Origin of the sequence: uncultured Allobaculum sp. (assembly GCF_948576815.1) — a bacterium.
Taxonomy (GTDB): Bacteria; Bacillota_I; Bacilli_A; order Erysipelotrichales; family Erysipelotrichaceae; genus Allobaculum; species Allobaculum fili.
The window spans coordinates 24,525-34,653 of record NZ_CAPAEZ010000021.1 but is presented as its reverse complement, the minus strand read 5'-3'; the positions used below and the strand labels follow the sequence as shown (position 1 = coordinate 34,653).

Genomic DNA, 10,129 nt, shown 5'->3' with positions numbered 1-10,129 from the left:
TTATCCCAAGGAGGCGGTCGAGAAAATACCCGTCTTTTATTTGACGCTTACTTTTGAATATTCTCCGTAAACTGAAAGAATACTGGAACTCGATTTATTCCAAAAACAGGAAGAGGAGAAAGAATATGCAAAGTCTGCTTGTGCTGGCTGGTTCGATACTGATCATTTTTATTCTTATGCTGGTTTTCGCCTTTGGTACGCAGTTTCGATTTCATCGAATTTTCGTGTTCACAGGCGGGATTCTCATCACGGTTTTCCTTTTAAACCTGTTTGTACTGAGCAGCCCTAGTCCGGCAATCGCGCAGGATGCAAATGGACTGGAAAACGTATCCATGTCCATAATCAATACGCTGCAGACTGTCTCTCTTGATGCGGATTACGGTCAGTTTCTTGAGATGGAAGAGCAGGCGATTGACTGGTGGATTCAGTCCGGTCCCTATCCAGCCTGGGCATGGATCAAGCCCATCCTGCTGGATCTGACCGCCGTATTGAATGTGGCGGCTCCCATTTGCGGGCTGAGTTCGGTCGTGACCGCTCTGGATATTCTTTTCCCGGTGCTGAAAATTATGGGGCACCCCTTCCGACCGAAAATTGTGTTTACGTCGCTGAGCGAGGCAACCATTTTAATGGCGGAGGATATCCACAGACGGCTTGCCCGCGGGGATGAAAAGACACTGCGTGCGCTGTACGGTCTGGATTTGAATGACCCGCTTCCTTCGAGCTGCAAGCGGCCGCTGCTGATTTTTACAGACACGTACATGACCAGTGATTCGGAAGCCAATATGGAACTCGTGGAACGCGCGAAAAGCATTCAGGCGATCTGTGTGAAATCCGATCCGCGCCTTCTTCATCTGCAGAAGTCTTCCCGGGTGGTGTATTACCTGATGGGCGACACCATGGAAAACTACGAAATTCTGTCCAACTTCACAAAATACAGCGGCTCCCAGAAAGCCGGAATATGGAGCGTTCTTCAGCACGATTATCTCAATCGCTCCCTTGGCCGGCAGCCGCTGCTCAAAGCTCCGTTTCCCACAGAGAGCACGCTGGTCAATATTTACATTGACGATCCGGTATGGATGGAGCGCATTGATCATCTTCTGAACCTCTCCGCCCAGAACGGGGATCGGGTTCTCGAGGTGAACGGAATAAAAGACTATATGACAATGGGATTCAATCTTCTGCGCGATCTCCCGCTCTTTCTTCCTCTGATTGAGAAGCCTGAATCCGAGAGCGGAGAATTGAAACTGCTGGTCTGTGGATCTTCATCCGCGGCGAAATCCATTGTTCTGCACTCCATCGTTTTAGGACAGATGAAAAATCACCGTCTGTCCGTTACGGTCATGAATCCTTCGCAGTCGAGCATGGAAAAGGAACTTCATCTGAATTATCCGGAACTCATGCTCTCCTGTCTGGAAAACGAAGATCTGCTCTGCCCGGATCCCGTCTTATCCGCACAGCGAAATCGAAGAAATTCCCCTTATGCCAGACTGAATTTTCTGAGTCTGGATGAGAGCGAAGACATGAGACGACTGATGGAGGAGGCACTTCGAGCGGATTATATCGTTCTCGCTCAGGACGCTCAGACGGAAAATATGGAAATGGCGCAAAGAATGAAACTTTTCCTGACCCAGAGAAACTATGATTCCAGACGAATCGGCAGGCAGCTCGTCGTACCGATCCTTCAGAACTCGGCGCTGCTTCCTTCTATGCAGACACCGCTGCCGCTGACTTTGCAAATCCCGGAAAATGGAATCGAAGAAGAAGCTCTGGGTTCCACCGAACGATACGTGCCCATTGTCATTCCTTATGGATTTGATCAGGCGCGCTTCAGCCTCGAAGCGGCGCTGCAGATGAGCATTCTCGAAACGTCCGTGGAATCCAATTTCCGCTACGACGTGATTCATGGCTATGCCGAGGAGAAACCGGCCGAAACTCGACACCGCAAGCGGACCACTTCTTCCGCCTCCAAAAAAGCGAAGAAAAAGGGAGCCCCGAATTTTTTGAAAAAAGATTACGGCAACTGGTCGAACTGGTCGAGAGCATCCCATGCGGAATACAAGCTCTTTGATCTGGGGCTGATTCAGTCGGCGGTGATCGAGCCAGGCACTTTGAACGATTCCTGTTCTTTAGCCTCATCCAGTCCAGCCCGGAATATGAACGCCTTCAGCCGGATCGAGAGCGTCCAGGACGTGGATCCAGGCTATTTTGAAATTCCATCGGTGATTTCGGATCTGACGTGGATGGAAAAGCGGCGATGGAATGCCGCCACCCGCGTATCAGGCTATTCGTACATGCCCGTGATCGAACGAAACGAGATCGACCAGTTTAAAAATCAGTCCAAAGACGGCCATCTCATGCGGCACGTCTGCTTAGTGGAAACGACTCCAGAACTGTCCCTGCCTTTCTTTCTGCGCGAGGAGTATGGAATGAGTCTGGAAGCGGACCGTCTCGATGAGGTGAGTGAAGCAACCCTGCAAGCCAATCCGCTGCAGGATGAACAGGGAAATCGTCCGACGTTAAGCCAGTATCCGGAAAAGGACTATAAGGTAAATGACCTGCCCTGTTTCGACGTTACGCTCTGTCAGAAAATTGGCCGGTTCTTCCTCAAGGATCCGGTCCCATCCAGCCCAGGCCGCCAGCTTGCCTTTGAAAAACTGAAAGAAAGGACGCGTCAGGCTGTGATGGAAGGCAATTCCAGATACACAACACGAAAGTAGAAAAATCATCGATGCGGCTTTATTGAAGAAAAAACGGGAACAGGAGCTGCGTTTCCAGAAAGGGACAGCTTCTCTTTACCCGTTACAGAAAAGGAGGGATGAGCATGAATAACCGCGAGTCGATCTATACAGCCTTTCTGTCTTCCACCAGCGATCTTGAAGATATTCGCAAAAGCATTCTCGATGAACTGATTGACTACAGCGTATTCCCGTTTGCGATGGAACATTTTGCGGTGGATGCGGATGAGGGCTTTGCGGATATCCGGAGAATGATTGAGAGTTCCGACTTTTTTCTCATGATTCTTTCGCTGCGGTATGGATCCCGCGACGATACAGGAAAAAGCTGGACCCAGAAAGAATACGAATACTGCCAGACCGTTAAAACGTCCACAAACAAGGGCATTAAAGTCTGGGTAGGCCTGACACCGGAGCTGGTGCGGGCCAGAGATCTGTATTTGCAAAACGCGGACATGCCGGTTGAAGAACTTCAGGCTCTCGATCCTCACCAGTCCGTGAACGATATCCGCGATCAGCTGAAGTTCGTCTGTTCCATTCATTCGCCTGTGCCGGCAACCGATCCGTACAAGCTGATCCGAAGCTGCCGCAACTTTGTCAATCGCAATACCAGTCAGGTGAGCGGCTGGATCCGGGGAATGCCTGTGGACAGTTATTATGAGCTTGAATTTGGACGCCCTTACTATCAGGTCCATATGAGCGAAGTGGCGAAGGGATATCTCCGACTGGGAACGGTTACTTTTTTACGAGGGGAGCAGCCGGGAGAGATCATTGCCAATGCGGAAAATCATAAGGTAAGCTATAACCCAGCGGATGGAACGATTGAACTCAGCCAGTGGGATATTACCCGGTGGCAGGGAACGTATCTTTGTCAGGACCGGGAACTGGTCGGAATCTTTTCGGCTTCAAAATCCACCAAAGGCGTTTTCGGGGACATGGAGATCGAACCAGGGAAAAAAGATGGAATTCATCGATTTACCATTCTGGATAAAGAATCTGGAAACCGCCCGATTTTCATCCGCGGGACATTTCAGGACGCGGCGGACTATCATCATCCAAAAAGCAACTATAAAACCGGCCGTATTTTCGTTTTTGAAACGGAAACGGAACGAATCGAGTTTTTAAAGAAATACCACCACGATGTGCTTATGCTGAATCGGGCGGACGATGGAACTGCCGAATTCTGAGGGAGGATCAAGAGATGGACTATTCAAAAATTATCGACGCAGTTAAGGAAGCTGGAAAATTTGCGCACCAGGATCATCTGCAGATCGCAATGAAAGGGGAAGCGGATTTTGTCACGCAGGTTGATCTTTCGATCAGCGAGTTTCTGAAGAAAAAACTGAAAGAAATGGCACCGGAAGCCGGCTTCTTTTCGGAAGAAGAAGAAGGAAGTCTTTCAGATCCCTGCTGGATTCTTGATCCGATTGATGGAACGACCAACCTCGTTTACGGGTTCAATATGAGTTCGGTCTCCTTAGGTCTGTATCAGAACGGCGAGATTGTGTTCGGCGTCGTCTACAACCCGTTTACCGACGAATGCTTTACGGCAGAAAAGGGAAAAGGAGCCTGGCTCAACGGATCCAAGCGCCTGCATGTGAGCAATCGGGAACTTAAGGATGCGCTGGTCGAATTTGGAGCCGGCTCTACGCATAAAGATCAGGCAGACGCCAACTTTGATCTGGCCAAAAAAGTCTTTAAGGAATGCATCGATGTCCGCCGGATCTGCTCTTCCGCACTCGATCTCTGCTATATCGCGGACGGCCGCATCGACGGCTATTTCGAAAAGGTTCTTAAGCCCTGGGATATTGCGGCAGGCTCTCTGATTTTAAGCGAAGCCGGCGGTGCAGCCAGCAACTACGACGGACGCCCGCTTCAGTTTGCCAGACCGACTTCGGTTATTGCCGGAAACGGAAAGACCAACGCCCGCCTTTGTGAAATTATCCAGGAACACAGCCGCACAAAGGACTGAAAACAAAGGCTTTCGCCCTTTGAATTCCATTTGCCCTTAGACAGGCAGGAATAGACAATCCTTGAAAAAAATAATCAGAAAAGACGATTTTTACCGAACCGGATTCGGAAAATCGTCTTTTTCGTTTATTGGAAACCGTCCGTCCATCACAGCCGCACGGATCGGAAAAGGGCGGCTTCGATTTTCTGTATTTTTACCCCTATCTCTATAGAAACGATCATTCTGAATAGAATGCTCTCAAAAGATACAGTGTCGAAAAAGCATTTCGTTAAAATAAAATCAAACGCTTCCTCAAATGGGCAGTGAGCCTCTGCATGGAGGCTTTCGAAGAAGCAGAACTGAGCAGAGAGAGAAGAGGAGGACAGGAAAATGAGAAGAACCGGAATGTACGATTACCACGGAAAAAAAGGGGCTTTGAAAAGCCTGGCCGTAACTGGAATTGCCTGTTTATTATCCATTACCGTTCTGGCCACGCCGTATCTTTTTCGTTATTACGACAGCACATTTACCAGTCCGCTCGCATCCAGTGGAACTCCCGCGCTTCCCGCAAACGGCGGAAGCGGCGGCACATCCGGCTTAACGGCGCCTTCCAATGGCGGAAATGGAAATGGCGGAAATGGAAACGGCGGGTCATCCGCAAGTGCCCCGACCAGCCCTTCTTCCCAGAATCCTGGCTATGATCTTTTAGGAACGGTCATTCAGGACAACCCGACTAATGCCAGACCGCTCATGAAAAGCAATGAATATTACTACTACAGTCTGATGTGCGCTGCAGATCAGGAGATTTATAACGATATGCTTTCGGGTCTGTACGCATTCGATCCCGATATTTCTGTGGTTACGGATGACAGCGATCACGTCTTTAATATTTATATGTGTCTTCTCAGCGAGCATCCGGAAATTTACTGGGTGGATACCGGCGGCAGCTATACCGTCATGGGGAATCAGACCACCTTCACGTACCGCTACAACCGGGCTTTGGATGCCGTGACGGCGATGAACAGGGAACTCGAACAAAAGCTGCAGACCGTTCGGAGTGAAATTGGCAGTCCGGCCAATGAATATGACCGTCTGAAAGCGGCCTACAGTTATGTCGTGGAACACGTGGAATATGTTGCCGGCGCACCGGATAACCAGAATCTGATCAGTTCCATGATGAACGGGGAATCGGTATGCGCGGGCTATACACAGATGATGACGTACCTGCTTCAGGACCAGGGCATTCAGGCATTTATGGTTACCGGCAATGTCTTTCCCAACGGCCCCCACGGATGGAACGTCATCCGAATCAACGGCAATTACTACCAGTGCGATTCGACGTATGGGGATCCCGTTTATATGAGCCAGAACGGCCAGACGGTATCGGGCGCAGCGGATTATGACTACATGATTACTTCGGATGAGTTCATGCTTAAACGCCGCTCGTATGATCCGACCGAGTATCACGCGCCTGCCTGCACCGATACGCAATACGATCCCAGCTAAAGACGAAAGCGCAAATTCGCAGGCAAATTCGTAATAACATGGATTTCGAAAAAGACTGAAAGTTTCCGTGCTTCAGCATGCAAAGGAAAGGAATCTGCATTCATGTATATCCAGAAAATCTGTGATATCCCGCTTTTCGCTTATCCCCTCGATGAGCATCATCCAAAAATCCGTCAGCTGCTTGAGGAGAAAAAACTGATCCAGCTGCCGGATGGAAGCTTTGAAGTCTTTTCGCAGGAAACTAAAGGACAGGCGCATGGCCAGCATGCCAGCGCCGGCGATTACATTAAGATCGATGGCGCAGGCTATCCGTATCCGAACACGCGGGATTTCTTCCTCGCACATCACATTCCCGCAGCCAGGGAAGATACGTTTTTTCAGAAGCCGGAGACCCGTCAGGCCTGGCAGGTCGGCGAGCCGTCAAACGATCTGATCGAGTATCTGGTGAAGCATGGAAAACTGGAAATTCATCCGGAAGATGAAGACCATTACTTTCAGGCGCAGCTCTGGGGAACCCTGGAAACGGCAGCCAAAGACGCTCTTGTTGTGATCTATGAAGCTGAGCGCAGCGAAAAGCAGGAGATTTTGTCCGTTACGTTCAATCTGCTGACCAGAGAAGAGTTTGAAAAAACGTACAGGGAAGTAAAAAACGACTGAATTGCTTTCCAGGCTATACGTTTTTAACAAAATTCGGATTGCCTGAATCGTCCGCTGCATCGGTTTTCTCGTCCCTCTGGAGTCATTTTTCATAGGGGAGGAAGGAAAGCCGTCAGGCTGTGCGGCAGTTCAAAGGCAGTCTGCAGGCAACCAGTGAATTCGTTCGAATTTCAGGGTGCCGGATCCGAATGACGATTTTGAAAATCGCCAATTGGGTCTGGCCCCTTTTTCTGTGGATTCAGCCGTCCAGAATACCGGAAAGGGAACAGGAAAAATGATTGTGCGTACAGGCGGCAAGAAAGATCGGAAAGAGGCGTTCCGTATTTTCCTGCTCTCCTATCCAGTGTTTGCCTGTCGCGGCAATCGACTTGGCTTTTCTGGTGCGGTGTGTCGGAATAAAATGAATACCACAATTTCACATCATCCATTAGGGAATTTTAGACACACGATCGGTTTTCGTCTTTTATACTTGTGTAAGGTATTATTTGAGATTCTCATGGACTCGCTCTTTTGAGAATCGAGTGTTAGAGAGGTTTTTTCATGTGGAAATATAACTGCAAGCGGCAGCTGCTGATATTGTTCGGCGCTTTTCTGATCGGCTTTCTTACCACATATTTCTTCAGTTCCAGCGAACTGTTCTGGAGCATGGCGAAGGATATGCTTCCGGCTGACGTGCTGAAAACGGTCATGGAACAGCCGCTCCTGATCTCCCTTGCCGGCGGAATCGGTCTGATGGGCATGGCGAATGTGATTACGGTCGCCAATGTCGTTTCTGCCTATTACAGCGGTTCCATCTTCATCGTTCTGATGTTTCTGATGTTCATGCCCGACTGGGTTGTCCTGATCGGCATTCTCAGTCTTCCCGTTACGATCATCGTATGGATTTACGGCTGGGCCACGCTCAACCGTTCGACAAGCAAAGCCCTTCGCCAGGCCGATATTACCGGCGATGATGAAATCGTCCGTATTTACACGATTCATCACCCTCTGGATGAAAGCTATAAGGCACTGGGGGAAAACGTTCGCCGTACGATGCGTACGATTCGTTTCGCGTTTGTACTCGGTCTGGTTGCGATTGGATGCTCTCTAGTCTTCATCGACAACTTCTGGATTCTGATTCTTCTGCTGACCGTCTGCATGGTCGCCATGCAGTTTCTGTCCCGCGTACGGATGCAGGCATTCAACTCGATTGCCATGCTTCTGTATCAGGAGTGCAATCCGGAAGCCTGCATGTCTGCGCTGCTCTACTATTCAAAACGCGGCAGCCACTACAAGCTGGCTAACCGGGCGCTCATGGCAAGCTGTCTGATTTATCTCGATGAGCCGGAACTGGCGCAGGACGTTCTGATCGCCTATCGCCGTCCGAGCTTCTCCGATCAGCTTCAGTACTATCTGCTCATGGGCAGCATTTACTACCAGCTGAAAGACGAATCCGGCGTTCAGCGCTGCATCGAGGCCGTGGAGAAAATGCGTTTTCCGCGCGGTCAGATGGGCATGATGATGAAGGATTCGCAGCTGAGCATGCTGGAAAATAAGCTGAATCTGATGCACGGCGATTTCAACGAAAGCAAGAAATACTTTCTCATGTCTCTGAAAGCGTCCACTAGCCGCCTTCAGAGTGCGGAATGCGCCTACTATATTGCGCTGATCTCTTTTGTTCAGCAGGATTACGTACTGGCGAAAATGTATTTTGAAAAGACGATCAGTCAGGGCGGCAGCCTTTACTACGTTGAAAACGCGCAGAACTATCTCGCAAAAATTCAGCAGAGTCATCTGCTCGATGAGCCTGACGAGTACAGTTCGTCTCAGGAAAACGAAGCATGATCAGGCTTTCCGGATACAAAAAAACGGTCATGCAAGACCGGTAAAACGATAAGGACGTACGTCCGAGTGAAATCTGGAGGAAATTCTATGTCAATGGATCTTGGCTTTTCCTGCAAGAACAAATGGTTTCGCTATCGCGCTGCAGCCATCCTCATTGAGGATGGCTGTGCTCTTTTTGCGGGCAATGCCAGAAGCCCGTACTGCTATTCCGTGGGCGGCGCCGTCCAGCATGGAGAAACCGCGCAGGAAGCGGTCTGCCGCGAAGTGCTCGAAGAAACCGGCGTGGCGTATGAAGTCGATCGCCTGGCGATCATTCATGAAAGCTTTTTCTGCGATACGCAGTTTGGCCAGGAGCGGGAATGCCACGAAATCTGCTTCTACTTTCGGATGAAACCCAGAGGCAGCCAGAATCTGAACAGCCACAGCTATTCGCAGGGCGTCCGTGAGTATATGTACTGGCTTCCGATCGACCAGCTCGATCAGTACCGGGCATATCCTTCCTTTTTACAGGATTACCTCAGTCAGGATCATTCGGAAATTCTGCACATCGTAACGGACGATCGGCCTGTCCAAAAAGAGAAAGCAGACATCTGAAGCCCTGGGCTGCTGTCGGATTGAACGCGCCTCAACGCAATCGCTGTGTTTAAAACGGCCAGAATTCAAATCGAAAAATCTCCAGCTGATCCGCATTTCTCATCAATAGAGAATGCGGATTTTTTTGGTCCGTTTCGTTTTCGTAGACGAAAAACAGGGACCGGCCAAAGCGATGCAGCAACATCACGAGCCGTCGTCCCGCGAAAATGTTCGAATTTTCCAGACCAGATACACAGGGGAAGCGCAAAGAAAGAAGAGTTCGCAATACAGACTGACGGACTGGCTGAAGGCCATCAAAGCCAGAGATCCCGCCGCTATCCCGATCATTCCCTGCGCGGCTTGTCGAAGCGCCCGGCTGCTCGTCCAGGAGAGCGCCGCATACAGCCAGAGCAGAAGAATCCCGCAAAAAGCAAGCGGACAGAGAAACAGGTGCAGGCTGCTGAGCAGACCCCAAAGCAGGTTTACGCTCACATCCTGCCAGGGAAGCCATGCGCCAATCCAGCCGATTCCCCAGAACAAAAGGGAAAGCCGGGCCAGACGTGTTTCTTCGCACTGACGAAACACGCGATCCGTTAAACAGGCGTTGAACAGGCAGGCAAAAGGAATAAACCCGCCCGCACTCATCCATTTATGGTCGATCCAGACCAGACCCGTCAGATTGTCCCGCCAGGGATTGCAGGATAAACAGAGACCAAGCGCCCACAGACACAGAAGGAGGCAAAGTCCCCAAAGCCAGAAAGAAGAAGGTAAGCCGCGTCCATCCGAGCGCGTTTTTTTATGCGACATGCTCTCATTATCGCTGTTTCTTTCGCCCGTGTCTTCCGGCTCCATCCATCTTTTGACTCTCGCATGACGTCGAAATCAA

Annotated in this window: 9 protein-coding genes; 7 read left to right on the top strand and 2 right to left on the bottom strand. The window is 50.1% G+C overall.

Annotation, left to right across the window (positions count from 1 at the left end; genetic code table 11):
- Positions 1-125 precede the first annotated feature (125 nt).
- The 5 genes from Q2J39_RS04485 (at position 126) to Q2J39_RS04465 (ending at position 6,846) form a co-directional block, all read left to right on the top strand.
- Positions 126-2,717: a hypothetical protein gene (locus Q2J39_RS04485; RefSeq protein WP_288339213.1), complete on the top strand. Its 2,592-nt coding sequence runs from the start codon at positions 126-128 to the stop codon at positions 2,715-2,717.
- Between the two features lie 104 nt (positions 2,718-2,821).
- Positions 2,822-3,919, top strand: a complete 1,098-nt coding sequence (locus tag Q2J39_RS04480) for a DUF4062 domain-containing protein (RefSeq protein ID WP_230266764.1) — start codon at positions 2,822-2,824, stop codon at positions 3,917-3,919.
- A gap of 14 nt (positions 3,920-3,933) precedes the next feature.
- Positions 3,934-4,704: an inositol monophosphatase family protein gene (locus Q2J39_RS04475; protein ID WP_230266763.1), complete on the top strand. Its 771-nt coding sequence runs from the start codon at positions 3,934-3,936 to the stop codon at positions 4,702-4,704.
- Positions 4,705-5,073: 369 nt separating this feature from the next.
- Positions 5,074-6,189: a transglutaminase domain-containing protein gene (locus tag Q2J39_RS04470; protein ID WP_288339212.1), complete on the top strand. Its 1,116-nt coding sequence runs from the start codon at positions 5,074-5,076 to the stop codon at positions 6,187-6,189.
- Between the two features lie 102 nt (positions 6,190-6,291).
- Positions 6,292-6,846 carry a hypothetical protein gene (locus Q2J39_RS04465; protein WP_288339211.1) on the top strand — a complete coding sequence of 185 codons (555 nt, stop codon included), beginning with the start codon at positions 6,292-6,294 and terminating at the stop codon, positions 6,844-6,846.
- A 170-nt stretch (positions 6,847-7,016) separates the two neighbouring features.
- Here Q2J39_RS04465 and Q2J39_RS04460 read toward each other — a convergent pair whose 3' ends face one another.
- Positions 7,017-7,274: a hypothetical protein gene (locus Q2J39_RS04460; protein WP_288339210.1), complete on the bottom strand. Its 258-nt coding sequence runs from the start codon at positions 7,272-7,274 to the stop codon at positions 7,017-7,019.
- Positions 7,275-7,386: 112 nt separating this feature from the next.
- Here Q2J39_RS04460 and Q2J39_RS04455 point away from each other — a divergent pair, with 112 nt between their 5' ends.
- Positions 7,387-8,670 carry a tol-pal system YbgF family protein gene (locus tag Q2J39_RS04455; RefSeq protein WP_288339209.1) on the top strand — a complete coding sequence of 428 codons (1,284 nt, stop codon included), beginning with the start codon at positions 7,387-7,389 and terminating at the stop codon, positions 8,668-8,670.
- Positions 8,671-8,757: 87 nt separating this feature from the next.
- Positions 8,758-9,264: an NUDIX hydrolase gene (locus Q2J39_RS04450; RefSeq protein WP_230266758.1), complete on the top strand. Its 507-nt coding sequence runs from the start codon at positions 8,758-8,760 to the stop codon at positions 9,262-9,264.
- A gap of 183 nt (positions 9,265-9,447) precedes the next feature.
- On the opposite strand, the gene Q2J39_RS04445 is transcribed toward Q2J39_RS04450, so the two are convergent.
- On the bottom strand, positions 9,448-10,050 hold the full coding sequence (locus Q2J39_RS04445) for a hypothetical protein (RefSeq protein WP_288339208.1): 603 nt from the start codon (positions 10,048-10,050) through the stop codon (positions 9,448-9,450).
- Positions 10,051-10,129: the final 79 nt, after the last annotated feature.

What these genes read in the sequence shown, in the direction of transcription:
- Q2J39_RS04480 (WP_230266764.1), top strand. Translation starts at nt 2,822, where the DNA reads ATGAATAACCGCGAGTCGATCTATACAGCCTTTCTGTCTTCCACCAGC.
- Q2J39_RS04470 (WP_288339212.1), top strand. Translation starts at nt 5,074, where the DNA reads ATGAGAAGAACCGGAATGTACGATTACCACGGAAAAAAAGGGGCTTTG.
- Q2J39_RS04450 (WP_230266758.1), top strand. Translation starts at nt 8,758, where the DNA reads ATGTCAATGGATCTTGGCTTTTCCTGCAAGAACAAATGGTTTCGCTAT.
- Q2J39_RS04445 (WP_288339208.1), bottom strand. Translation starts at nt 10,050, where the DNA reads ATGTCGCATAAAAAAACGCGCTCGGATGGACGCGGCTTACCTTCTTCT.
- Q2J39_RS04465 (WP_288339211.1), top strand. Translation starts at nt 6,292, where the DNA reads ATGTATATCCAGAAAATCTGTGATATCCCGCTTTTCGCTTATCCCCTC.
- Q2J39_RS04485 (WP_288339213.1), top strand. Translation starts at nt 126, where the DNA reads ATGCAAAGTCTGCTTGTGCTGGCTGGTTCGATACTGATCATTTTTATT.
- Q2J39_RS04455 (WP_288339209.1), top strand. Translation starts at nt 7,387, where the DNA reads ATGTGGAAATATAACTGCAAGCGGCAGCTGCTGATATTGTTCGGCGCT.
- Q2J39_RS04460 (WP_288339210.1), bottom strand. Translation starts at nt 7,274, where the DNA reads ATGGATGATGTGAAATTGTGGTATTCATTTTATTCCGACACACCGCAC.
- Q2J39_RS04475 (WP_230266763.1), top strand. Translation starts at nt 3,934, where the DNA reads ATGGACTATTCAAAAATTATCGACGCAGTTAAGGAAGCTGGAAAATTT.